Annotated in this window: 22 protein-coding genes; 15 read left to right on the top strand and 7 right to left on the bottom strand. The window is 44.6% G+C overall.

Annotated features, from left to right (window positions below):
• The first annotated feature begins 7 nt into the window (after positions 1-7).
• On the top strand, positions 8-1,405 hold the full coding sequence (locus tag OZ660_RS08080) for a mannose-1-phosphate guanylyltransferase/mannose-6-phosphate isomerase (protein WP_274743140.1): 1,398 nt from the start codon (positions 8-10) through the stop codon (positions 1,403-1,405).
• Positions 1,406-1,493: 88 nt separating this feature from the next.
• Here OZ660_RS08080 and rplT read toward each other — a convergent pair whose 3' ends face one another.
• The 4 genes from rplT to thrS form a co-directional block, all read right to left on the bottom strand.
• Positions 1,494-1,850, bottom strand: coding sequence for a 50S ribosomal protein L20 (gene rplT, locus OZ660_RS08075; protein WP_012518092.1), 357 nt, complete (start codon positions 1,848-1,850; stop codon positions 1,494-1,496).
• 18 nt (positions 1,851-1,868) lie between these two features.
• Positions 1,869-2,066, bottom strand: coding sequence for a 50S ribosomal protein L35 (gene rpmI / locus OZ660_RS08070; RefSeq protein WP_012518091.1), 198 nt, complete (start codon positions 2,064-2,066; stop codon positions 1,869-1,871).
• A 118-nt stretch (positions 2,067-2,184) separates the two neighbouring features.
• Positions 2,185-2,724: a translation initiation factor IF-3 gene (gene infC / locus OZ660_RS08065; RefSeq protein WP_071814473.1), complete on the bottom strand. Its 540-nt coding sequence runs from the start codon at positions 2,722-2,724 to the stop codon at positions 2,185-2,187.
• Positions 2,725-2,835: 111 nt separating this feature from the next.
• The gene (thrS, locus tag OZ660_RS08060) at positions 2,836-4,752 is read right to left on the bottom strand and encodes a threonine--tRNA ligase (protein ID WP_274743139.1); all 1,917 of its coding nucleotides are present in this window, start codon (positions 4,750-4,752) and stop codon (positions 2,836-2,838) included.
• Positions 4,753-5,175: 423 nt separating this feature from the next.
• On the opposite strand from thrS, the gene OZ660_RS08055 reads away from it, so the two are divergent.
• The 3 genes from OZ660_RS08055 (at position 5,176) to OZ660_RS08045 (ending at position 7,966) form a co-directional block, all read left to right on the top strand.
• The gene (locus tag OZ660_RS08055) at positions 5,176-6,063 is read left to right on the top strand and encodes a fructosamine kinase family protein (protein ID WP_274743138.1); all 888 of its coding nucleotides are present in this window, start codon (positions 5,176-5,178) and stop codon (positions 6,061-6,063) included.
• A gap of 43 nt (positions 6,064-6,106) precedes the next feature.
• Positions 6,107-6,856 carry a pteridine reductase gene (locus tag OZ660_RS08050; RefSeq protein WP_274743137.1) on the top strand — a complete coding sequence of 250 codons (750 nt, stop codon included), beginning with the start codon at positions 6,107-6,109 and terminating at the stop codon, positions 6,854-6,856.
• Between the two features lie 69 nt (positions 6,857-6,925).
• The gene (locus OZ660_RS08045) at positions 6,926-7,966 is read left to right on the top strand and encodes a DUF3080 family protein (protein WP_202265096.1); all 1,041 of its coding nucleotides are present in this window, start codon (positions 6,926-6,928) and stop codon (positions 7,964-7,966) included.
• Here the strand turns inward: OZ660_RS08045 and OZ660_RS08040 are convergent.
• Both OZ660_RS08040 and OZ660_RS08035 read right to left on the bottom strand, forming a co-directional pair.
• Positions 7,963-9,090, bottom strand: coding sequence for a mechanosensitive ion channel family protein (locus OZ660_RS08040; RefSeq protein WP_274743136.1), 1,128 nt, complete (start codon positions 9,088-9,090; stop codon positions 7,963-7,965). The genes OZ660_RS08045 and OZ660_RS08040 overlap by 4 nt on opposite strands.
• Before the next feature lie 104 nt (positions 9,091-9,194).
• Positions 9,195-9,821, bottom strand: coding sequence for a CPBP family intramembrane glutamic endopeptidase (locus OZ660_RS08035; protein WP_202265094.1), 627 nt, complete (start codon positions 9,819-9,821; stop codon positions 9,195-9,197).
• Between the two features lie 320 nt (positions 9,822-10,141).
• On the opposite strand from OZ660_RS08035, the gene OZ660_RS08030 reads away from it, so the two are divergent.
• From OZ660_RS08030 to OZ660_RS07980, 11 genes are all read left to right on the top strand, one after another.
• Positions 10,142-10,975, top strand: coding sequence for a MurR/RpiR family transcriptional regulator (locus OZ660_RS08030; protein ID WP_226433106.1), 834 nt, complete (start codon positions 10,142-10,144; stop codon positions 10,973-10,975).
• Positions 10,976-11,141: 166 nt separating this feature from the next.
• On the top strand, positions 11,142-11,705 hold the full coding sequence (locus tag OZ660_RS08025; protein WP_202265090.1) for a DUF924 family protein: 564 nt from the start codon (positions 11,142-11,144) through the stop codon (positions 11,703-11,705).
• 178 nt (positions 11,706-11,883) lie between these two features.
• The gene (locus OZ660_RS08020; protein ID WP_274743135.1) at positions 11,884-13,101 is read left to right on the top strand and encodes an amidase; all 1,218 of its coding nucleotides are present in this window, start codon (positions 11,884-11,886) and stop codon (positions 13,099-13,101) included.
• A gap of 65 nt (positions 13,102-13,166) precedes the next feature.
• Positions 13,167-14,747: a gamma-glutamyltransferase family protein gene (locus OZ660_RS08015; protein ID WP_274743134.1), complete on the top strand. Its 1,581-nt coding sequence runs from the start codon at positions 13,167-13,169 to the stop codon at positions 14,745-14,747.
• Between the two features lie 66 nt (positions 14,748-14,813).
• A complete protein-coding gene (locus OZ660_RS08010; RefSeq protein ID WP_274743133.1) occupies positions 14,814-15,632 on the top strand; it encodes a sulfite exporter TauE/SafE family protein in 819 nt (272 codons plus the stop codon).
• 10 nt (positions 15,633-15,642) lie between these two features.
• Positions 15,643-16,893: a pyridoxal-phosphate-dependent aminotransferase family protein gene (locus OZ660_RS08005; RefSeq protein WP_274743132.1), complete on the top strand. Its 1,251-nt coding sequence runs from the start codon at positions 15,643-15,645 to the stop codon at positions 16,891-16,893.
• Positions 16,886-18,121, top strand: a complete 1,236-nt coding sequence (locus OZ660_RS08000; RefSeq protein ID WP_274743131.1) for an allantoate amidohydrolase — start codon at positions 16,886-16,888, stop codon at positions 18,119-18,121. The genes OZ660_RS08005 and OZ660_RS08000 overlap by 8 nt, the downstream gene beginning before the upstream one ends.
• Before the next feature lie 16 nt (positions 18,122-18,137).
• The gene (locus tag OZ660_RS07995) at positions 18,138-18,503 is read left to right on the top strand and encodes an AraC family ligand binding domain-containing protein (RefSeq protein WP_274743130.1); all 366 of its coding nucleotides are present in this window, start codon (positions 18,138-18,140) and stop codon (positions 18,501-18,503) included.
• 329 nt (positions 18,504-18,832) lie between these two features.
• A complete protein-coding gene (locus tag OZ660_RS07990; RefSeq protein ID WP_274743129.1) occupies positions 18,833-20,242 on the top strand; it encodes a uracil-xanthine permease family protein in 1,410 nt (469 codons plus the stop codon).
• 231 nt (positions 20,243-20,473) lie between these two features.
• Complete coding sequence (locus OZ660_RS07985; RefSeq protein ID WP_159625178.1) at positions 20,474-22,900, top strand: TonB-dependent siderophore receptor; 2,427 nt, start codon at positions 20,474-20,476, stop codon at positions 22,898-22,900.
• A gap of 70 nt (positions 22,901-22,970) precedes the next feature.
• Positions 22,971-24,056, top strand: coding sequence for a purine nucleoside permease (locus OZ660_RS07980; RefSeq protein ID WP_274743128.1), 1,086 nt, complete (start codon positions 22,971-22,973; stop codon positions 24,054-24,056).
• 47 nt (positions 24,057-24,103) lie between these two features.
• Here the strand turns inward: OZ660_RS07980 and OZ660_RS07975 are convergent, their stop codons facing one another.
• The gene (locus OZ660_RS07975; RefSeq protein WP_274743127.1) at positions 24,104-26,107 is read right to left on the bottom strand and encodes a PAS domain-containing hybrid sensor histidine kinase/response regulator; all 2,004 of its coding nucleotides are present in this window, start codon (positions 26,105-26,107) and stop codon (positions 24,104-24,106) included.
• Positions 26,108-26,204 lie beyond the last annotated feature (97 nt).

Below are 26,204 nucleotides of genomic sequence, written 5' to 3'. Positions count from 1 at the left end.
GATAAAAATGAAACCCGTAGTATTGGCAGGCGGCACTGGTAGTCGCCTGTGGCCTAAATCTCGCGCCGCGTACCCCAAACAATTTCTATCGCTGACATCAGACAGTTCACTACTTCAAGATACAATCGCACGTTTAAGTAATAGCAACTTGCAATCCCCTATTGTTGTATGTAACGACGCTCATCGCTTTATAGTCGCTGAGCAATTGCGCCAAAAACATATCGAACACGACGGAATTCTGCTTGAGCCAGTGGGTCGTAATACAGCACCAGCAATTGCACTTGCCGCCCTCCATGCAACAAAAGAAGGCGATGATCCTATTCTTTTTGTATTACCAGCGGACCACGTAATCGAAGATGAAGAACTATTTCAACAAGCGATTGAAAACGCGCAAGTGCTCGCTAAGCAAGATTTGCTGGTAACCTTCGGCGTCGTTCCCCAACACCCTCACACGGGATACGGATATATTAAAGCTGGCGATAAACTAGACAACGGTTTTAATGTTGCTTCATTCATTGAAAAACCTACTCTTGAAACTGCTCAGCAATTTATAGAATCAGGGGGCTATTTCTGGAACAGCGGCATGTTTATGTTTAGAGCTAGCAGGTACTTAGAAGAACTCGGTAAACATGCACCTGCTATGCTAGCGGTATGTCAACGCGCTATCGAGACGGAAAAACCAGATTTAGATTTCATACGGGTCGATACGGATATTTTTGCTTCGTGCCCCAGCGATTCGATAGATTACGCGGTCATGGAGAAAACCGACTGTGCAGTGATGGTACCTTTAAATGCAAAGTGGAGCGACGTGGGTAGTTGGACTTCTCTATGGGAAAATGCGGATAAAGATAACGATGGTAATGTGCGTATTGGCGACACACTGTTAGAGAACACCAGCAATTGCTATATCAATGCCGAACAACGCCTAGTGACAGCAGTTGGTTTACATGACGTCATTATTGTAGAAACGAAAGATGCTGTTTTAGTTGCTCATAAAGACGATACACAAAGTATCAGGCGTGTAGTAGATAAGTTAGAGCGTGATAAACGGCCAGAATTCGAGTTTCACAGAGAAGTATATCGCCCATGGGGCAGTTACGACTCGATTGATAAAGGAGCTCGATTCCAAGTTAAACGCTTAACGGTCAAACCTGGTGAGATGCTTTCTGTGCAAATGCACCATCATCGTGCTGAACACTGGGTAGTCGTTTCGGGTTGCGCCAAAGTAAACATCAACAGCGAAACACGACTCCTTACTGAAAATGAGTCTGTATATATTCCTATTGGAACCATACATTCGCTTGAAAACCCGGGAAAGATCCCATTGGAGATTATTGAAATTCAGTCTGGTGGGTACTTAAGTGAAGATGATATCGTTCGATTCACTGACCGCTATGGGCGTTAAAATGGCATTGAACTAAGTCTTAAAACGAAAAAAGGCGAGCATCCTGCTCGCCTTTTCCCGAAAGAACTTAAACTTAATTAGTTAATAATTAAGCTAATGCGCCTTTAGCCGCTTCGACTAGTGCGCTGAAAGCTGCTTTGTCATGTACTGCGATGTCGGCAAGGATCTTACGATCGATTTCAACAGACGCTTTCTTCAGACCGTTGATGAAACGGCTGTATGACATACCATTTTGACGTGCAGCAGCATTGATACGTGCAATCCATAGTTGACGGAATTGACGCTTGCGCTGACGACGGTCACGGTAAGCATATTGACCAGCTTTAGTTACAGCTTGTACCGCTACGCGATAAACACGTGAACGTGCGCCGTAATAACCTTTTGCCTGCTTGAGGACTTTTTTGTGACGAGCACGTGCGATAGTGCCGCGTTTTACTCTAGCCATTAATCAGTCTCCTAAGTCTTATACGTAAGGCAACATGCGCTGAACCAATTTGGTATCAGAGTCATGAACCAGTTTCTTGCCACGAAGGTGACGTTTACGCTTAGAGCTCTTCTTAGTCAGAATGTGACGTAAGTGAGACTGTTTGCTTTTAAAGCGGCCAGAACCCGTTTTCTTAAAACGTTTGGCGGCACCGCTTACAGTTTTCATTTTAGGCATTGCTAAAACTCCGCATTGTTTAATATCGGTATTTTTCGTGTTGCAGTCACTTCATACCGGTTAATGTTTAGCAGCAAGGTGTTTAAGGGTGCAGATTCCTTAAAACTTTAGACCGTTACTACTTCTTATTTGGGGCTAGCACCATGATCATCTGACGGCCTTCCACACGACGTGGGAAAGACTCGCAGGTAGCGATATCTTCTAAATCGGTTTTAACGCGATTTAGTAGATCGATACCGATGTCTTGGTGCGCCATTTCACGACCGCGGAAGCGGATCGTAACTTTGGCTTTATCACCACCTTCAAGAAAGCGACGCAGGTTGCGCAGTTTGACCTGGTAATCGCCTTCATCAGTGCCAGGGCGAAATTTAATCTCCTTGACCTGAATTTGCTTCTGTTTTTTCTTCTGCTCTTTTTGAGCTTTACTTTTTTCGAAGAGGAATTTGCCATAGTCCATAACTTTACAGACTGGCGGCTCGGCATTCGGACTGATTTCTACTAGATCTAGGCCCGCTTCTTCTGCGTTACGAGTAGCTTCCGCAAGCGAAACTACACCAACCTGTTCACCGTCTTTGCCAATTAATCTTACTTCTCTGGCTTTAATCTCATCGTTAATGCGGGCTTTGTCGCCCTGAGCCTTGTTGTTAGCGCCTTTAATGTGCTATTCCTCCAAACATTTAATTCTTTTGTCTGCTTTTGGGAGGTTTAAAAACCTAAAAGTAAAACCAAAAGCAGACACCTTGTTGTGCATTATACACAATTTGCTCAACTACTTAATCGTCTTTTCACTAACTTCTTGTTGAGCCATGGCAATAAAGTCTTCCAGGCGCATTTTGCCTAGGTCGTCGCCGCGGCGAGAACGTACAGCTACTTCGCCGGCTTCCATTTCTTTATCGCCCACCACAAGCATATATGGAATACGCTTCAAAGTGTGCTCGCGGATTTTAAAGCCGATCTTCTCATTTCGCAAGTCAGACTTTGCTCTAAATCCTAATTCTTGCAGTTTTTTTACACAATTTGTGGCGTAATCAGCTTGTTTATCGGTAATGTTCATTACCACAACTTGCTGAGGCGCTAACCAAAGTGGATAAAATCCTGCGAATTCTTCGGTCAATATACCGATGAAACGCTCCAGTGAACCCAAGATTGCACGGTGAATCATTACCGGCACTTTACGCTCACCGTCTTCGGCAACATAGGTTGACCCTAAGCGACCTGGCATTGAGAAGTCCAACTGTACTGTACCGCACTGCCAAGCGCGATCTAGGCAATCGTGTAACGTGAACTCAATTTTAGGACCGTAGAATGCACCTTCACCCGGCTGATACTCAAACTCGATATCGTTGGCTTTTAGCGCGTCAGCCAAAGCGGCTTCTGACTTGTCCCAGATTTCATCTGCACCAACGCGTTTCTCAGGTCGAGTTGAAAGCTTAACTGCTATTTTATCGAAGCCGAAAGCAGCATACGTTTCGTACACCATCTTAATACAGCCGCTTACTTCTTCTAGGATCTGTTCTTCTGTACAGAAAATGTGCGCGTCATCTTGAGTAAAACCACGAACTCGCATTAGGCCGTGTAGTGCACCCGATGGTTCGTTACGGTGACAGCAGCCAAATTCAGCCATACGCAGAGGAAGGTCGCGGTACGACTTCAATCCTTGGTTAAAAATTTGTACGTGGCCTGGGCAGTTCATCGGCTTAACCGCATATTCACGCTTTTCAGACTCTGTCGTGAACATGTTTTCGGCATATTTGTCCCAGTGACCTGATTTTTCCCACAACGTACGGTCCATCATTAATGGGCCTTTTACTTCGTCGTAGCCATAGTCGCGAAGCTTCTTGCGTACGAAACTCTCTAGCTCGGTATAAATTGACCAACCATCGTTATGCCAAAACACCATGCCCGGCGCTTCTTCTTGCCAATGCCATAAATTAAGGGCTTTACCGATTTTACGGTGATCACGCTTTTCCGCTTCTTCTAAACGTTGTAGATAAGACTTTAATTGTTTCTTATCTGCCCACGCCGTGCCGTAAATACGTTGAAGCATTTTATTGTCGCTATCACCGCGCCAATATGCACCCGCCACTTTCATCAGTTTGAAATGGTGACAGAACTTCATGTTAGGTACGTGAGGACCGCGACACATGTCAGTGTATTCTTCGTGATGATACAACGCAGGGCGGTCGTCCTTGCTGATGTTTTCGTCAAGGATTTCCATTTTGTAGCTTTCGCCACGCGCTTCAAAAGCATCACGCGCTTCTTGCCAGCTAACTTTATTTTTAACTACTTCGTAATTCGTTTTAGCCAGCTCAAGCATACGTTTTTCAAGCTTTGCTAAATCTTCCTGAGTAAGACTCTCTTCCATATCGACATCATAGTAGAAGCCGTTGTCGATAACAGGGCCAATAGCCATTTTGGTATTCGGCCAAAGCTGTTTGATTGCGTGCCCTAACAAGTGCGCACAACTGTGGCGGAGAATTTCTAAACCCTCTTCGTCTTTTGCAGTAATAATTTGAAGTTGCGCGTCAGCTTCAATCATATCTACGGCATCAACTAATTCACCGTTGATTTTTCCTGCGATGGTTGCTTTGGCTAAACCAGGGCCAATGTCGTTTGCAACGTCAAGTACAGAAACTGGATTATCGAAAGCGCGCTGGCTTCCATCAGGAAGGGTAATTACAGGCATTTTAATTCCTTTACAGTGGTGACGCCTACTCTGCGCCACTTGCATCTTTAAATAAGTATAAGCGTGAGAACAATCACGCCATAATCGAGTTACATGTTAGAGCGCGAAAAAGCAAAGAAAATTGACTATCTCTAACAGCGAATGGGCGATTATAACGAGTGTATGTGCAACTTCAATAATCAAACGCGCATTATCTACAATTAGTCACTTTAAATAGCCAATTAAGGCATTAATTTTACCCTCCCAAATTGTGCAATTGCTTAAATTTACTCCATACTCTAACCAGAGCCTGTTGAGCATCACAGAGACGTGATTACAAGAAGTAATAGGTGTATCAACAATTGTGCAAATGTAAGGACGAGTTATTCATTTTAACCGCTGCACTGTTTCGTTAAGGCATAGTCAAAAAACGGAGCGATAAATATGTGGCATTTTATTAGCGAACACATATCAGAACAGACAGACACATTTTTCAGTTGTCAGCGTGCAGACCCAGTCAGCGGGGGTGACACGCATGCCAGTTATATTATTAAAGACTCAACGCGACGCTATTTTGTCAAAACGCGTATTTATGACGACACCCAGCAACTTTCTCATGAAGCAGAAGGTTTACAAGCTATTTCCGATACCCAAACAGTGATCACACCGAAAGTAATCTGCCATGGGATTACTAAAGACAGCTCGCCCAACATGGAATATCTTGTGCTCTCTCACGTACGCTTTGTCGAGCCAACGCAAGATGACTATTTTCTATTAGGTCAACAATTAGCTTCTTTACATCAGGTGAATGCATATACCAGTTATGGTTGGCCGCATGACAACTATATTGGCGCGAACGTTCAAACGAATGGACGAATAGCGTCTTGGGCCGACTTTTACGCAGAAAAGCGCATAGGAAGCATGTTAGAGCGGTTAGCTTCCACTGGCGCATGGCACAAAAATGATGGAGATATTGATAATATTGTTAGCTTAACGCGTAACTTGCTGAGTTTACATCAACCACATCCTGCATTGCTGCACGGCGACTTATGGGCAGGCAACGCCGGCTTTAGCAAAAAAGGCCCTGTACTCTTTGATCCAGCCGTTTATGTAGGTGATAGCGAGACTGACCTAGCGATGGCTGAACTGTTCGGAGGATTTCCTAGTGCATTCTTCGATGGTTATAAGACCACTTCATCTATCGAAAAAAATTATGAGCAAAGAAAACCGATTTACCAGCTTTACCATATTTTAAATCACGGGTTATTATTCGGCGCGCATTACATTGCTCAAGCTAAACAAACAATTAGCGAGATTCAAAGACAGATGTAGTGCTAGACATATAAATCAAAATTAGCACATTAAGAGAATTATTATGGGAACGACTGCTCCCGTTGCGCTTATTACAGGTGCAGCCAAGCGCATTGGTGCGGCAATAGCGACAAAACTTCACGCACAGGGATTCAATGTCATTATTCACTATGGTCAATCGCGATTAGAAGCCGAAGCACTAGTCGAAAGCTTAAATACCATACGACCTGATTCAGCTGAGAGCCTTAGCGCTGACCTTTGTCGCGTTAGTGAAGTACAACAGTTAGCCGATAAAGCACAGAATGTATGGGGTTACATCGATGTACTTGTTAATAACGCATCAAGTTTCTACCCTACTCCAGTAGGTGAAATAAACGAGGACGATTGGACTTCTTTAGTAGGAAGTAATCTTAAAGGGCCACTATTCTTGTCTCAAGCATTGGCGCAAACGCTAATTCAGCGAAAAGGCGCCATCATCAATATGATTGATATGCATATAGACCGCCCGCTGCCAAAACACAGTGTGTATCTCTTGGCTAAAAGTGGGCTGGCCTCGTTAACTCGCTCACTTGCAACAGAACTAGCACCACATGTACGCGTTAACGGGATAGGCCCGGGCGCCATACTATGGCCAGATCGAGCACTGAGTGATGAAGAGAAACAAGCCTTAATTGATACCATTCCACTCGGTGCCCTTGGTCGTGAGCAAGATATTTCAGATACGCTCTGGTTTTTAGTAAATGCGCCATACATTACGGGTCAAATCTTGTATGTAGACGGCGGTCGTAGCCTTTATAGCAGTGCTTGTGCGTGACATAACGATATGTATTGCCGCCCCCTAGCCGATTACGCCCGACGTGTGCCCCTACATCAGTTCTTTAGCATGCTACGGGCTACGCTTTTGCTGTTCTGTATTAGTGTATTCGTAACCGGCTGCTTTAGCGCTCGCTCGGTTCAAGACAGCCTAGAAGACTATAGCGATCGTTTGTCTTATGTGCTCGATGTACCTTTGCCCGAATTAGAAACGCCACCACTTTCTCGATTAACCGACTCATCAACCCTTAACTACAACATCGAAGGCCTTAACATTAACTTGAGGGAATTTTTTGCGCTTCAAGACTGCGAAGTTGGCCGGGTTGTGGCTGAGCGAAACACGAGTTTAGGGAAAAGCCAGTTACCTTCGCAGCGAATTGTCTATGAAAGTGAATTATTGTCTGCACTTAATAATTGCGAGACAGCCATTAGATCAAAAAATACAGCACTGGCTGACAGCTTAAACCAATGGCAAGAACGAAAACGTAGTGACTTTGCAAAGCATTGGGCGAATCTCATACAAACGAGTCAAGAGATGCGACTTGCACTGAACACGCCAGAGCGACTACTAGGTATTGATAACAATAAAGACGCTTTTGCTAGCGTTAATAGCCTTTTCTTTCTTGATAGCTTGAAAAATCGCATATTCGAAGACGAAATAGCGCCTATAGACAGTGCAGAAATTGAAACCCAGCTTCAAATTGTTCGCTCTGCAAGGCTGCCTGCGTCATTGTGGCGCACACAACAAGCACTGAGTCACAACCTAAATATTTTAACTCGAGCGTTAACGCCAGCGCTTGAGACAATTTCGTGCCCAAATGGCCGAGCAAGCGACAAAGCAAAAATACTGCGAAATGTCTTCTACCTTTTTTTTATAGAAGAAATTCAGCCCGTTGGGAGTATGATTAATCAATACCACTATAAATTGTTGCCATTGTGGCAGTCGTGGGAAGAGGACGAAATCTTACACCCTGCTTTTAAACATTACATTGCCACACAAGGTAACAACAACTTTTCGGCATACGAAAAAGCGATGCAAGCACATGTTGTGTTGTGGCAAGGGTTTCTGAAGCGCTGTAATCTTTCACCAGTGGCACCAGCCTCTCGCTAAAGAATATTTTCGCCAGCTTCAGGATCTCTCGAGCGCCGTGCTTGCTCTCGAATATCATGCGCTTCGGTGGCAACGTCGTCATCGCTAGCGTTTACTTCAACATTCTTTTGGGTAGATGCAGTCTGTTTCTCGACAGTGGGCGCGTTGCCTTGTTTTGGCCCATTTATTACCTGAAGCCCTTCTGGGAATATTCGCTCTCTTGCGTCGTCAGGCATACTAATTCCCGCGTCGGTATACGCTGCCACAATATTTCTCATCAATAACGACGCCATTTTAAGAACGCTTGTTTTCTCAACATCCACCCAAAAATATACTTTTATGTTGTATGTAGACGACCCTAAGTTATCGATAAGTACTTGGGGCTCAGGGTCAATTAGCACGTTACTTTGCGACGCAATGACAGACTGTGCGATTTGCTGTGCTTGCTGCACATTAGCATCGTATCCAACCCCAACAATAAAATTGCCACGCATCAGGGGGTTTGCCGTTAGATTCTTGATAACGCCTTTATATATTGTGGCGTTAGGTATTTGTATATGGTTACCGTCGAAATCCACCAAGGTTGTTGCCCTTGCAGTGACCTTTTGAATAATGCCAGTAAATTCATTTATCTGAACGATATCACCAATACGAAAGGGACGTTGAACAGTAAGTAGCAAGCTAGAGATGAAGTTTTCCGCAATGTCTCTAAATGCGAAACCCAAGATCAGGCCAACGACACCTGTGCCACTGACCACCGCAATGGCAAAGCCCGTTAAACCAGCGAGAAACAGAAACAAATAAATGCCTAATAAGACCACCACAGTACTGATACTGCGCTGAATAACAGAGCGGAGTAACGGAGAAGTCGTTGCTCGCGTCAACGGTTTCACTAACAGTCGCGACAATGGTGTGGCTAGAGTAATAAATATTACCATCACCAAAACTCCCACAGCCAATCCAGGTAGTCGATAAATGAAATTGCTCCATAACTCAGCAAGTAGCGACTGTGCGTTTGACAAACTGTTTTGATTTACGTCGATTTCGTTTGCTTGAATAACAATATCAAACGGAAGCGAAGTGATAGCGTTGACCATCTCTTCAGCATTGCCTAGCATCGAACGGGGAAATAATTGTTCTTGCATAACCTCATTCCTTGGTGATTGTGCTTGTTAACAATTGCACTGCCTGTGTTTAATAAGAAGTTTGTCTGTGTGTAATACATCATTACACGAGAACGCTCTAGTAACTACTGAGCAATAACCAAATAAGATCCCAGTCCGATAGTAAACAAGAAACTTCCCCAAATAGCATGTTCAATCACCACAACTGGCGTTGAATTTGTTTGCATATATCGATATCCGAATATCGCCCCCCCGAACCAAGAAATCACCACAGCAATCCAATTGCCATATACCAAATGAGCGAGACCAAACACAAAAGTACTCAATGCCCACCGCGCATATTTCGAGGGCAATATTTTTTTATAGCGATGAAAAAAATACGTTCTAAAGATTATTTCCTGAGGAATGACAGACACAATGGGATAAACAAGCAATGTGGCTACCCACATCCAAGGTTCATTCATCGGCCAATGCAAAAACAACTCAGGCTTGAGAAAATATACCACCAAGGCAAGTAAACACGCCCAAGGAATAAAAAGCTTTAATGTACTTGCGAAATGCGTTCTATAGTCTTCCCAATGCCATAGCTTGATACGTTTAAACTGTTTATCTGCTAGAAGCACTGCTAAACAAAACAAACCAATAAGCCCGAGGATAGGCATTAAGTAGTCTGCGAAGTGTTTTATCCAATACAAAACCGCAAAAGGAAGTACAACAAAAAGCATGATCAATTCCGACCACAACTTAACCACGACCCACCTCTTTTTTACTTAGTGATGACACTTTTATGAAAGTGTAGTGCCAATTTGAAAAAAGCGAGAGGCGTCATGCCTACTACTTTAGCCGAAACTGAGATACCACTGATTAAAAAGTGTTGATTTTCAAATGAATTAAAAGTGATTTATCGCTCAACATTTGGTTTATTTTGCACTTGTTTGCGGGCATAACTCAGCGTGTATTGTGGTCGCGATTCGGTTGTGTTTGTATATTTCACAAAAGTCATGAAATAATTGCGCTATATGAATAAATCCAATTCGCGATGCATTTAGTGAATGGGTACAAGGCGGTACACATGGCCAACAATAGCCCTAATGACGTTTTAGAACAAATTGAGAAGCACTATATGGCTCTCTCTCCATCAGGAAAAGCAATAGCGCATTATCTGCAACAAAACCCAATAGCTGTATTAAGCCAATCTACATCGCTAATTGCCGAAAAGACAGGAACGTCTAAAGCAACGGTCAGCCGCTTTTTTCGTCAACTTGGTTTCGACTCCCATCAACAGGCAAAAGACGCACTCGCTCAACTCAGAGAACAAGGTGTGCCCGTTGTCAATTCACTGAGCAACGTGCAACAGCATGAAAGTGAAGTTAAAAACCTATCGTTGACTTTTGAAGGTGTAACATTAGACGCGCTTAAAGCAGTAGCACAACTGCTCGCACAAGCACAGCAGGTAACCCTCATAGGCTTTCGAAATGCCTACCCAATTGCACTGCATTTCAGGCAACAATTAAAACAAATACGCGGTTCTGTTCGCGTATTGCCTCAGCCTGGACAAACACTCAGTGAAGACATCATCGACCTTAGTGAAAAAGACGTGGTTGTGTTGTTTGGCTTCAGGCGTCGCACACGTCAATTTAAATATGTGTTACAGAACATAAAACACTGTACTACGGTACTTATCACTGACCCTTCGGGACAACAATACCGACAAGATGTTGATCACCTTCTTGTGGCGCATATTGGCAGCGAATCCCCCTTTGATAGTTATGCGGCTCCTATGAGCTTAGTGGCATCGCTGTGTAACCTGACTTATGAAGAGTTAGGCAGCATTGCCGCAGATCGCGTCGAAGCTATTACCGATATCTATATTCAAATGGACGAATTAGAAAGTCCCAAGCGATAACCAGCGTCCATCGTCTAAAGTTTGTGCAATGCTGGCCGATAATTTAGTGAGACTGTATGTAGAATGATGGTATTAAAAACAACAATAAAACTATTCTGTTGTTTTCAGAGTAAAAGAGTAAGCGGTAAAGAAGCGTGTGAAATGTTCACACAACAATGGAGTAGGCATGGATAAGACGCAATTTGTCATGGAAGAGGCGAATGCTGTATTGGAATTTTGGTTTAGTGAGTTGTCATCTGAGCACTGGTTTGCTCAAGATGACCACGTAGACCAGACAATTACATCACGGTTTTCAAAACTGCGAAGTGCTGCAGTTAGGGGCGAACTTTGGCCTTGGCGAGCAACAGCGACCGGAAGACTGGCTGAAATCATTGTGCTAGACCAGTTTTCTCGCAATATATTTCGAGAAAGCGCCCATGCATTTAGTGCAGACGGCATCGCACTCGTGCTCGCTCAAGAAGCAGTGAGTGTTGAAGCTGATAAAATGTTAACTCCTCAACAACGCGCTTTTCTTTATATGCCCTTCATGCACAGCGAATCATTATCTATTCATGACATCGCGCTAGAATTATTCTCTCAAGAAGGCCTTGAACAACAGTTCACGTTTGCCAAACGCCATCAAGAGGTCATTGAAACCTTCGGGCGATATCCACATAGAAATATCGTGCTGGGGCGAGAGTCTACCTTCGAGGAACTCTCTTTTCTAAAAACCCACCCAAACGGCTTTTAACACTTTACGCAAAGACCTTTTGCCCAGCATTTTACGAAAAGAACCAAAAGGCTGTTGCTCATATATTGAATACTGCTAGGCAATCGATGAAATGCCACCAAGCAACAAACGTTTCTCTTGACATTACAATGAAACAGATGTTTCATTAAAGACAAGAACAACAACAATTACAAACGCTGTGAGCACACCTTTTGTTTTAACGCCATCGAAGGCTACCGAAAAATCAGTCTCTTCTTTATCGAGTGAACATCAGCAAAAACCTTTGCACAACTTGAAGTTAGCGGTAAAGGATTTATTTCATATGAAAGGATTACCCACAGCAGCAGGTAATCCAGATTGGCTTGCAACACACGCATTGCCCGATGAAACCAATAGCACCGTAAGGGTATTGCTCGATGCTGGGGCAGAATTTAAAGGCAAAACAATCACTGATGAGTTGGCCTTCAGTCTTCATGGTCAGAATAAACATTATGACGTTTTAATTAACCCAGCTGCACCCGCACATATTCCTGGTGGCTCTTCATCAGGTTCCGCAGTAGCTGTCAGTGCACACCTTGCTGATATCGGGCTTGGTACCGACACGGGTGGGTCTATCAGGGTACCAGCCAGCTATCAAGGGTTATGGGGATTAAGAACAACTCATGGCTTGGTACCTTGCGACAACATGGTGCCTCTTGCACCATCGTTTGACACAATTGGCTGGATGACCCGAGACTTAGATACACTGATTGCAGTTAGCAACGAGGTCATTGTTCACAAAAAGCAGACCTTTCAAAGTAAGTCGCTTGATGATACTCACTTTGGCATCGCAACGGCGCTATTTTCAAGCGTAGCGCACAGCAAAAGTTGCTTGGCGTGGTTGGAAGAACTAGAAAAAGTCAGTCCTTGTAAAGCGCTATCAAACCGTGAGCTAGACTTGGCTGAATTGCAAACTGCAGCAACGTTTAGAACCTTACAGGGCTGTGAAATTTGGCAGCAACATGGAGAATGGATCACGACACATCAGCCTGATATTGCTGATGACATCATGTTGCGTTTGAACTGGTGTAAAACTATTACACAACAAGACGTTCACCTAGCACAAACGCAACAGCAAGTGGTTATTGACCATCTCGAACGTTTGTTTTTAGACATCGACGTATTGGTGATACCCACAACACCCGGCATAGCACCTCGTTGTGATGCCGACGACGAAACATTGGCAAATGATAGAAACGCACTGCTAGCACTTACTGCAATAGCAGGACTTGCAGGCTTGCCTCAATTACATATGCCATTGTTTACCCTACACAATGCCCCATGCGGACTATCGCTGGTGGGCAAAAAAGGTAGTGATCTTGCTTTACTTTCGCTAGCGAAAGCGATTCAAGCAACGACAGCAAAGCACAAGAAATAGCGTTACAACAAGCGCAATTAAGAAAAACTAACGCTTTAGCTACCTATAAACCGAAGGAAAGATTGATGAGTGAAAAACACAATATCGCGTTTACTGCGCCCCACTTTGCCGCCTCTCAAGTTGGTTTAGATATTTTAGAGAAAGGCGGTACTGCCATAGAAGCTATGGTCGCGGCAGCAGCATCAATAGCGGTAGAGTATCCCCATATGAATGGCCTGGGTGGCGATGGCTTTTGGCTTATTAGCGAACCCGGTAAAGCACCAGTAGGTATTGATGCATCAGGGGTTGCTGCAAAAGGAGCAACACCTGATTTTTACGCGGGTGAAACGGCTATTCCGAGTCGTGGAGGTAAAGCCGCACTCACAATGGCTGGTGCAGTTGCAGGCTGGCAAGCAGCACTTGAAATCAGTAAAGAATGGCAAGCGCCACTGCCACTTCGCACATTACTTGATACGGCCATAAGCCAAGCTAATTGGGGCATTGAAGTTACGCAAAGTCTTACCGATGCCAGTAACAAAACCTTTAATGATCTAGCAAGTGATGAGCACTTTTCGCAGTTTCTGATAAAGGGTCAGGCGCTGAAAAAAGGGAAGATCGTTAAGTTAACTATGTTATCAAAAACACTTGCCCATCTTGCCGAAGTGGGGTTAAACGATTTTTACCACGGTGAACTAGCCCAAAAACTATCACACGATTTAGAAGCTGCCGGTTCTCCTATTCGCCTTGAAGATTTCCACAATTACGAGGCCAAAATAGTAACGCCTCTCTCGGTAGACACGAGCAAAGGAAAAATCTATAACCTGCCTGCGCCTACTCAAGGTGTAGCGTCGCTAATTATTCTTGCACTCTATGACCGCGTTGCGCACCTTGGTACTAGCGATGCCGATATGGTGCATTTGCTTATTGAGTGCACTAAACAAGCCTTTATTGCGCGTAACGCCTATGTGACCGACCCTTCTCGCACGCCAGTCGATTTGCAAAGTTTGCTAAGTGACGACGTGCTTGATGATATGACTAAACACATCAAACTTGACACTGCACAGCCATGGCCGCATGTTGCGAAGCCTGGCGATACCATTTGGATGGGATGCTGTGACAGTGAAGGGCGCATGGTGAGCTACATTCAATCGCTCTATTGGGAGTTTGGCTCTGGCGTGGTCAGCCCCCAAACCGGTATTGTTTGGAACAACAGGGGCACGTCATTTTCGCTTGACCCTAACAGCAATCAATATTTGTCACCAGGCATGAAGCCCTTTCATACCCTAAACCCAGCGTTTGTTGAACTTGCCGACGGACGCCGCATGAGTTACGGCACGATGGGAGGCGAAGGTCAACCGCAAACTCAAGCCGCTCTTTTTGCACGCCACGTTTATCACAACCAGCCTATTGATAAGGCTATCTCACTTGGAAGGTGGCTACTGGGTCGCACGTGGGGTGATGAAAGCCACAACTTAAAGGCTGAGCGCGACCTTGTGGAATATGTAGGCGAAAGCTTGGTAGCGCGAGGACACGACATGGTTACCGTAGACCCTTGCAATGAACTCATGGGCCATGCGGGTGCGATTATACGTGAAACCGATGGTGCAGTAAGTGGTGCGAGCGACCCTCGTAGCGACGGTAAAGCTTATACGGGCCGTAAGAAATAAGCCTATTTGAAAGCGGAATGTCAGCATTCACTACTCATACACATAAATAAAAGAGAAGAATCGTAGATGCAGTTTTTACTAGATAACCTAACGGTCATTTTATCGTTAATTGGCACGGGCGTTTTTGCCGGACTACTAGCAGGTATGTTAGGTGTAGGTGGCGGTATTGTTATCGTGCCAGTGTTATTTTTCTTGTTTCAAGCACTGGGCGTATCACCAGAAAGTGCCATGGTCATTGCCACTGCAACGTCGTTGGCGACAATCGTGCCCACGTCGGTAAGTTCAATTCGTGCCCACCACGCAAAAGGTAACGTTGATTTTGCTCTGCTAAAAGCCTGGGCAGTATTTATTCTTGCGGGTGTTCTAATAGGTAGTTATTTAGTCACAGTGGTTAACCCAACCTTTTTAACACTGTTATTCGGTACTATCGCGACCTTGTCAGCACTTAATATGCTAATCGGCAAAAAAGATGCGCTATTTAACAGCCTTCCAGGGCGAGTAGGCCAATCTGTTATGGCCAGCTGTATTGGCTTGTTTAGTTCTATGGTTGGCATTGGTGGCGGCACATTAACCGTACCTACCCTCACCTTTTGCAACTATCCCGCTCACAAAGCTGTGGGCACGGCGGCCGCGGTCGGACTCATTATTTCCCTACCCGCTGCTTTAACACTGTTATTCGTTGGTGCAACGCCAAGCGATGCACCATTTGCCACCTTCGGCTACGTAAATCTACTAGGGTTTGTGTGTATTGTGCCGCTAACGGTCCTATTCGCGCCCGTCGGTGCAGGTATTGCCAATAAACTAGACGCGGGACTTCTAAAGAAGATCTTCGCTGTTGTCCTCATCATCACAGGCGTGCGCATGCTTGCGCAGGTTCTTATCTAGGAGTTCATTCATGCAACATTTTTCACCGTTGTCTCCACCACCTCGTTTACTTATGGGCCCGGGCCCCATTAACTGCTATCCACGGGTGCTATCCGCCATGGCAACGCAGCTAGTCGGGCAATATGATCCGGTTATGACAGGGTATATGAATGAAACGATGGCGCTCTATCGCGATGTATTTAACACCAACAATCAGCAGACCTTTTTGGTCGATGGCACATCTCGCGCCGGTATTGAAGCCGTGTTGGTCTCTGCTATTGAGCCTGGTGACAAAGTACTTGTTCCTATTTTTGGTCGTTTCGGTCATTTATTGGCAGAAATTGCGGAACGCGCTGACGCTGAAGTGCATACTATCGAAGTGCCATGGGGAGAGGTCTTTACGCCTGAGCAAATTGAAGCGGCGATAAAAGACGTACAGCCTAAATTGCTTGCCATTGTACAAGGCGATACATCAACCACCATGCTTCAGCCACTGGCGGATATTGGTAGTATTTGTGAAAAGCACGACGTGCTCTTCTATTGTGATGCAACGGCATCAATTGGCGGTAACCCCCTAGAGGTCGATGCATGGAAACTCGATGCGGTTTCCGTTGGCTTGCAAAAGTGTTTGGGTGGTCCATCAGGCTCTGCCCCTGTTACGCTAAGCGAAAAATTTGTAAACCAAGTGCGTACCCGCCATCACGTAGAAGCAGGTATTCGCGATGCCCATCACGAGGCCGCTCGTGGCCCCAAAATACGTTCTAACTATTTCGATTTACCCATGATCATGGATTACTGGGGTGAAGAGCGTTTAAACCACCACACAGAAGCGGCCAGCATGTTGTTTTGTGCCAGAGAGTGTGCACGGGTCCACCTAGAAGAGGGACAAGATAAGGTTATTGCAAGACACAAAGTAGCTGGCGATGCCATGTTAGCAGGTGTTCAAGCAATGGGTTTGCAACCTTTTGGCGACCTTAAACATAAAATGTACAACGTGGTGGGTGTTTATATTCCAGAGGGCGTTGAAGGCGAACAAGTCAGGGAAACACTTCTACTTCGTTTCAATATCGAAATAGGCACTAGTTTTGGCCCGCTTAAGGGCAAAATTTGGCGCATTGGTACTATGGGTTATAACGCAAGAGAAGATGCTGTATTACATACGCTTCAGTCGTTAGAAACAGTACTAAGAATGCAAGGCTTTGCCTTGCCTGCCGGTAGTGGCGTTGATGCTGCGCTTAAAGTTTTTGAAGACGCTAATGCAGCAGGAGCCATGAATGGGTGAGTTCACTGAACTTGCAACGCAGGTTATGGCACGCTGTGAAACGCTAGGAGACCTGAGTCAAGACCCACAATGTCTCGATAGACGATACCTAACGGATGAGCACAAACTTGCCAACCAGTTAGCGTCTGGTTGGATGATAGAAGCTGGCATGACTACCTGGCAAGATGCCGTCGGCAACATTTGGGGACGCTATACATCAAGTGTGCCCAACGCACCACGCCTGATTATTGGAAGTCACCTTGATACTGTGCCAAACGGCGGCAAGTATGACGGTATGTTGGGCGTTGTTGCTGCTATCTCACTTGTCGCCATGTTTGATGGCACCCAATCGCGATTCCCTTTCCATATTGACATTGTAGGGTTTTGCGATGAAGAAGGTACCCGTTTTGGTACTACGTTGTTAGGCAGCCGAGCGCTCACTGGCCAATGGCAAGACAGCTGGCGTCACTTAAAAGATGTTGATGGTATAAGCCTTGAACAAGCTATGACAAACTTCGGTTTGAACTTCGACGCGATAGCAAGCGCCGCTATCTCGCGCACCGATATTCTCGGTTACTTAGAGCTACACATAGAACAAGGCCCGGTACTTGAGCAGGAGAACCTGCCGGTAGGCGTTGTGAGCGCTATTGCTGGTGCAAAGCGTTTCAACCTAAGTGTTGAAGGCATGGCCGGCCACGCAGGTACAGTGCCTATGTCGATGCGTGTTGATGCACTAAGTGCAGCTGCGGAAATGATTCTATCTGTTGAGCACATTAGTCAACATCGCCCAGGAGTGGTGGCGACAGTAGGCAAGATAGTTAACGGCCCCAACGGTGTTAACGTTATTTCAGGCAGAACAACCTTTTCACTCGATATTAGAAGTGAAGATGACAGCTTGCGTGACACTGTACTGGCTGAAATCTTGCAGAGTTTTGATCATATTGCGCATAAGAGAAAGGTAGGGTTAGCTGTCGAGCAAACACATAGCGCTCCCGCGGTACACTGCGATCAAAATCTCAAACAAGCGCTAGTTGACGGTGTTCAAGCCAGCGGTATTTCACCTCGTGTACTCGCTTCAGGCGCAGGACATGACGCGATGGCGATGGCAGAAATTTGTCCTGTAGCCATGTTATTCACACGCTGTAAAGGCGGCATTAGCCATCACCCTTTAGAGTCGATTACCTTGGAAGATGTTGCAGCAAGCCTTAGCGTATTACACAAAACCATCAGCGGTTTAAAACACAATTAGAGGATTAGATAACCGGATGAAAATAACAAGGATTTACAACGATGCCGAAGGAAAAAGTCACTTTGGCGAAGTTGAAATAGCGTTAAAAGATGGCGGCCCGATTGGTATGCTTTCAGAGAAATTTGGCGCTGATAAAATCATTTTTAGAGAAACTCCCGCTGATTACGATTTTAAGTGGCACCCTGCCCCTGCACGCCAGCTGCTTTTCATTATCAAAGGGCGCGCAGAGTTTACTGTGTCTAACGGTGAACGACATGTTTTCGGTGCAGGCGATGTGCTGCTACTTGAAGATACTGAAGGTGAAGGTCACTGTTCCAAGGCCATGTACAACGAAGTTAGGCACTCTATTTTCGTAACGCTCGATAGCGATACACAGCTATAATTGCGAATAGTCGCTACTTTTTCATGACCAAACGAGCGCACCACATCGATAGCATCACGGCTATTGCGCTCATTTTGTTTTCCCCCCTGTTAGTTAACGTTTTTAATGGTTTATCACGTCCTGACAACGCACTAAAGGAAGACACGACGCCCACTGAAGGTGCAAGTCATTTCAAACCCTATAACCAACCGAATTCAAAAAAAATTTTCGCCATATTTTTCAGATAGATAAAATCAAAAAATCAGCATGACCACCCGGTCAGCTTTTTGCATTAACGTCACTATCATTCTACTTGCGCCCGCCGCATTAAAATACTGGTAAACACCGTTATGCAAAGTAGTGACTTACTCTACGGACTCAACGACAGCCCTTCTGCATTGCCGACTATGACAGCTGCAATTCAGCACCTTCTCGCAAGCTTTGTTGGCATTATTACGCCCACTTTGGTTATCGCATCTACACTTGAACTTGAACAATACACACCATTTCTAATTAGCATGGCATTGTTTGCAAGTGGTGTTGGTACCGCGATTCAAACAAAACGTATTGGCCCTGTTGGCAGCGGGCTGGTAGCTATTCAAGGAACGAGCTTTGCGTTCATCAGTGCTCTCATTTTAGCAGGTAGCAAAGTGAAGGCAGAAGGAGGGTCGGCAGAGGATATTTTAGCGCTGCTTTTCGGGTTGACTATGGCTGGTGCCATGATTGAAGTAGTTTTTAGCCTATTCATCAACAGACTAAAGCGCATCATTACGCCATTGACAACAGGAATTGTAATTACTGCAATAGGCCTTTCACTTATCAACGTGGGGATGACTGATCTTGCCGGCGGCTTTCATGCCAAAGACTTTGCTAATACCGATAATTTACTTGTTGGACTTAGTGTTTTGTTGGTGATTGTATTTCTCAACGCCAGTACTAATCACTGGCTTCGGTTAAGTGCAATTTTTATCGGCATGGCCTGCGGTACGCTTTATGTCTTTTTGACCTCAGGCTTAGACTTCAGCCACCTGTCGGATTTACCCGTATTTGCGCTTCCCACCCCTTTTAGGTTTGGGCTCGACTTTGATATCAGTTTGTTCTTACCGATTGCACTTATCTATCTATTCAGTGCGATAGAAACCGCTGGCGATCTCACAGCAAATAGTCTTTTTTGCAAGGAGCCTGTATCTGGGCCTGTGTATTTTAGGCGCGTACAAGGCGGTATTTTAGGTGATGGAGTAAATTCGTTTATTGCAGGAGCGTTAAACACATTTCCCAACACCACTTTTGGCCAAAACAACGGCGTGATCCAATTAACAGGTATAGCAAGTCGAAAAGTGGGACTGGTTGTTGCGGCATTATTCTTCTTTATAGGCCTATTTCCTAGCGTTGGCGGTATGCTGCAAACCATTCCAAAGCCTGTGCTTGGCGGCGCTACCCTTGTGATGTTTGCCATGGTTGCTGTGGGCGGTTTAAAACTGTTAGCTCATTATGCGCTAGACAGACGAAGCAGCCTTGTTACTGCTTGCTCGCTAGGCATGGCAATTGGCGTAATGATGGTGCCTGAAGCACTTTCACAATTACCAAGTTGGTTAGAGAACATTCTTCTGTCGCCGGTAACATCAGCAGGTATCACTGCTGTTTTTCTTGACTTAACGCTGCCCAAACAATTGTCGGAAACCGAATTTGAGACCAAAACAAAGCAAAGAAGTAAAACGCCTTTAACTTCATCAAACGTTATTGGTGCAAAAAGCCCTTAAAAATCACTTAAATAGTGCAGCGTTTGAAACAAACTTAAGCATTAACACAAAAATAACAAAAATCGAACAGCAAAATATTTTTTAATGCCTATAATTCAGCAACTTAAGAGCAGGTTAAAAGTTGACCAACTGGACAAGACGTTGGCATCTATCCTGCTATAAGCAAGGCGCAAGGCAAAATTTGCGTACATAAAGCCCTAAAAAAGGGCAACTAAAAACACCGAGGAAACCATGAAAAACACTACATTCAAACTATCTCCTCTAGCGAAAGCACTCGCCATTAGCACAGCAGTGGCATTATCAACTCACGCTATCGCTCAAGAAGAGACCGACGTTAAAGACGCTGATGTTGAAAAAATTGAAGTTACGGGTTCACTGGGCAGCTTGCCTGGTCAAGACGTTGAGTCCGTGTTCGGTTTTGGCAAGTCCATTCTTGAAACTCCACGTTCAGCATCAACCATCTCACAAGAGCAGATGGAGCGTTTTAACGTATCAGACATTGATGAACTTGTTGCGTTTGCCCCAGGTACCTTTACGCAGTCTTTCTTCGGTGTTGCAGGCTCACTGGATGTACGCGGTACGCCTGGTGAAACATACTTCCGCGGTGTAAAACGCCTTGATAACCCAGGTAACTACCCAACCCCTATTGGCGCTTCAAGCCGAATTGATATTGTTCGCGGCCCAGCATCTCCAATTTACGGTCCATCGAAAATTGGTGGCTATCTAAACTTTAACCCTAAATCAGCTCGTGCCTCATCAGGACAGTATTTAGAAGCACCTACAGGTGCACTTTCCTATACAACAGGCTCTTGGGATAAGAGTATTCTTACTGCTGAAGTTGGTGGTCCATCTACCATTGGCGGAAAAGAAATGGGTTACTACTTATATGGCGAGTTAGAAAATTCTGATAGCTTCTACGACAATACCCAAACCGATCAAACTATCTTGCAAGCGTCGTTTAATATCGATGTTACAGACAGCCTGCGCTTTGAGTTTGGTGGTATGTACCACGATTACGATGGTAACCAAGTTGCGGGTTGGAACCGACTTACTCAAGACTTAGTTGACAACGGTACTTACATCACAGGTACTGCACTTCCACTTGATACAGATGGTGACGGTCAAATCAGTCATGAAGAATACGGTGCCGTTAATATTGCAGGTAATAGTTTCTTCTATGTACCTGCAAGCGCATTTACTGATGACGAAGCAACCGAATTGATGCAGTTGCAGAATGTAGGCACTACAACCCTTAATGCCAACCAAGTACTTGTTGCGCCTGACGATCAGTTAGGTAACGAAGCGATTACGCTTTACTTTGATACTATTTATTACTCAGACAACTGGGAAATTCGCAATCAGTTTTTCTATGATGCCTATGAGAACATCAATGAAAACGCGTATGGATTCTCTCAATTTCACGACAGCTGGGTAATTGAAGATAAAGTTATCTTTGCAACTGAAATTGAACAAGATAGTTTACTTGCACAATTCCAGTTTTCTCCTTCAATTCGCTACACTGACTTTGAACATGGTGACGATTTCACATTTGAATATTTCAACCGTCGTGACTTGACCATGCCTTCATCAGCACTCGACCGCCGCTTGCTGTCTACTCGTTCAGGCAAAAACTACGATAACTATGATGTAGGTAATTACCTAGATTTAGGTATTGCTGCCATGACCGACTTAACGTGGGATTGGGGTTTAAACTTAGTATTGGGCGTGCGCTACGATACTATCGATATTGAAAGTACTTCTCGCACTGATCTACTGCTAGGCGCGACTGGCGATGAAACCCCAATTTCTGCTGATGAAACCGTAGACGGTTGGTCGTGGAATGCCAGTATCTCGTATGAGTTTGAGTTTGGACTTATTCCTTATATCACCGCTGCTGAACAAGCCACTTTGGTTGCGGGTCAAGGTGCTGAAATTGGTGTTGGTCAGCTAAATCAACCAGGTTCAAGTGGTGCGTTTGATACCTCTGAGCTTATTGAATACGGTGTTAAAGGGTCATTACTAGACGATACTCTTTACTTTGCACTTTCTGCATTTGAGCAAGAACGTACTGACTTCAACACGCAAAACGTAGTGACTAACAACACGACCAACAACAAAGGCACAGAGTTTGAACTACGTTGGGTAGTGAATGAAAACCTAGTTGTATCGGCTGGCTACACTAACATTAAAGTAATCAACTTGACTGCCCTTGAGAATGGCAATCAGTTTGGTTTCTTAGGTGCTGAAGATCTTGTTAACCTTACCGACCCATCACTCGTATTTGGTGGTAACGTAATTGGTTTAAATCTTATTGGTGAAGGCTTCAACAACACAGACGGTCGTAAAGCAGGTATTCCTGAAAACATCTATACGCTAACTGCAACATACGACTTCCAGAACGGCTATGCGGCTAACGTTAGTGTTGTTGATGTTGATGAAGTGGCATCAGGTTTCTCTGCATCAGTAACCTTGCCTTCTTATACGCTGGTAAACGCGGGAATGTCATACGAAGCAGAAGACTGGTCGTTTAACCTTACCGTTAAAAACCTAACAGACGAGCGCTATTTCCGCTCTAACTTCCCTGACCTATTCGGTAGCCAAATCGTGTTACCTGAATTACCACGTCACTGGAATGCTAAGTTCACATACAAGTTCTAATAGTTAGTATGTAAAATTAAGAAAGGGTAAATTCGAATACGGGTTTACCCTTTTTTTATAAGGACAGATTATGCAAATACAACGGTTGTACCAAAGCGCCTTATTGCCGCTTTTAATGTGCCTAGGCCTGTCATTGCCATCTTACGCCGACGAAACTCCGCTTAAAGTAAAAGTTGTGATTGTCAGTATGTTTGAGATTGGCGAGGACGAGGGTGATACTCCCGGTGAATTTCAGCTTTGGAAAACAAGACAGCACTTAACCACTCGTTACGCCCAGCCTCACGCTTTTCACGATATCTATGCCAATACCGAAACTGGTGTAGTGGGCATAGTAACAGGAATGGGCATTGCTCGTGCGTCTGCAGCGATAATGGCGTTCGGGTTAGATGAACGTTTTGACTTAACTGATGCTTATTGGCTTGTTGCAGGTATTGCAGGAATTGACCCCAATGATAGCACCATAGGCAGTGCAGTTTGGACTGATTATGTAGTCGATGGCGATCTTGCCCATCACATTGATGCAAGAGAAATTCCCGAAGATTGGAATACGGGTTACTTTCCACTATTTACCGATAGCCCCAATAATCCCCCACCATTGACAGATATATCTCAAAGCCCGAATGGCGAGGTTTATGTGTTAAATCATTCGCTCACGCAGTGGGCTTATGAGCACACAAAGGATACTGAGCTTTTCAATACCCCGGCAATGGATAACTTAAGAGCAAAGTACAAACACTTTCCTAACGCACGTGCCAAACCGTCTGTAGTGAAAGGCGCGCACCTATCAGCCTCAACATTTTGGCATGGAAAGTTGTTAAATCAATGGGCTAATGAATGGGTTGATCACTGGACCAATAGCCAAGGCAATTTTGTCACCTCTGGAATGGAAGACTCGGCAACCCTACAGAGTTTGACTTATCTTGCGAACGCAGGCCGTGTAAATAAAGATAGGGTTTTGATTTTAAGGACTGCAAGCAACTTCACTATGCAACCGCACTCACTCAATGCCGCAGACAACCTACGACTAGAGCGTTCACAAGGCTACGCTGCAATGAATGCATCTATTGAAGCAGCTTATAAAGTAGGATCACAAGTAGTTTCTTACCTTATTGAGCATTGGGAAGTAGTAAAGAATAAACCGCCTTCAGCGCATTAATGCACAGTTTGGTGGTAATACTAAATTGCGAGGTAACGCGCTAAAGGTTATACCTTTGCGCGTTTCGCGGATAGCACTTTTTTTAGTTGCACAGCCACATCATTGTGAACAACAGGCTTTGACAAAAAGTCCGCCATACCCGCCTCGCTGCACGAGGCTTTATCTTCAGGAGTGGTATTCGCCGTTACCGCTACAACAATGCCATTTGGCGCTAACAGTTTTTCAGCCACAATGATGCGAGTCGCACTCGTTCCGTCAAGCACAGGCATCGCACAATCCATAAAAATAATATCGTACTTTTTTGCCCTCGCTTTGTTGACCGCAACTTCGCCGTTCTCTGCTTCATCTGGTGTGAAGTTAAACTTTTCAAGCATAGAGGCAAGAACAAAGCGGTTAATGTCATTGTCATCAACCACTAATACATTTAAAGGCTGGCTCAATAATTCAGAAGAAATCTCAACGTCTTCGCGCGCTATTTTTTCTTCAGATGCCATTTCAATAGGAAGTACAATATCGAAACTGCTCCCTTGGCCTACTTTTGAGCGCACTTCTAACTCGCCATTCATTTTTGCAACTAGTTGACTAACAATAGAAAGACCTAAACCATTGCCATTTAGCTCTTCATTAGCGTGTTGAGTGTCGTTCTGAAATGGCCTGAAAATGCGCGAAAGAATTTGTTCATTCATCCCCACGCCGGTGTCTTCTAATGATGCGAGTAATACTGGAATATTACCGTGATGCTTTAAGGTGACTTGAATGGAGACATAGCCCGAGTCAGTAAATTTTACCGCATTGGATAAAAGGTTGTGCAATATCTGGCTAACGCGGGCACTGTCGCCATGTACATTCGTGTTCTCATTAAAAGAAAGCACTGCGAACAGCCTTAGCCCTTTTGCCGCGCATTTGGTTTTAAATTCGTCGACAATGTCTTCAATTAACGAACGGATACAAAAATCATTTAATTGAAGCGTAAGTTCACCGTTCACTATCGCAGAATAATCCAATACATCATTGATAAGCGATCGCAGCCTATCCGCACTGTGTAAAGCAATATCCGCTTTGCGTACTCTTACATTGTCCTTCGTTTCAAATTTAATCGCTTGCAACATGCCAGTAATGCCGTTTAGCGGTGTCTTTAATTCATGGCTTATACGCGATAGCAACATGGAACTTTCTTTTGATGCCCGTTCGGCTTCTTTCCGCTTTTCTTCAATTTCGAGCCGTGTACGCACGGCGCGATCCACATTTTGAAACGTTCCAAACAAGCGTACACACTGTCCATTGTGCATCTCAACCATTCCGTGGGTTTCAATCCACACTTCTGTGCCTTTTGCGGTAACAATTTGAAGCGTTGCTGTCCAAGGCGCGCCAGTTTTTAAGGCGTGTTCCACTATACTCTTGATTTCCTCACGATCTCGCCCTGCTTTATAAAAATTGATCGCAGTTTCAAGATTAGGCACATAATCGTCGGCAACTTCGTGGATGCGTTTAGTCTGGGATGACCAAAGAAGCGTATTGTTGAGAAGATCAACTTCCCATGTGCCGATATTCGCAACACTTTGCAGTTTCTCAAACAATGTCTGCTGCTTACCACCCGTTTTCTCAAGTGAGTGCTTTTGAATTGTTACTGCTAACCATTCGTCAATAAGCGCTACATTATTTGCAACTGAAGGCTCATTAGGGCAAGCAGTGACATAAACTAAACACACCATTTTCCCATCTATTTGGTGAAAACGCCCCCGTATAAATTTTTCAGCTTGAAAGTAAGTAGAAAACCACTGCTTGAAGGTAAGCGAACATTCATCGCTAGATTGCGGAAAACCATGCTCTGCACCGTGACTATGGTCTAACGACGGAATAGATGTAAAACTCGGCGCATAAGCATTAGACGCTTTAGCCAGCACATTGATATTTTCAGCGTCGAGGTGTAGCAAGACACACTGAAATATATTGAGCGATTCAGCCCCACGTTTAACAATAGTATCAAGTGATTCGTGAAGTTGATTATCAAGTTTTACAGTTAAGCTAGACTGTTCGTCAAAAAAAGCCATAGTTTGCCCTAACAGCGCGTTATAAGTGAGAAAGGGTTTGAACACTTACGCGTTGTAATTATTTAAGTCACGCATAGTGTAGACGCAGATTGGTAGA

Origin of the sequence: Alteromonas sp. 009811495, from assembly GCF_028865455.1 — a bacterium.
Taxonomy (GTDB): Bacteria; Pseudomonadota; Gammaproteobacteria; order Enterobacterales; family Alteromonadaceae; genus Alteromonas.
This window is presented reverse-complemented; position numbering and strand designations above follow the sequence as displayed.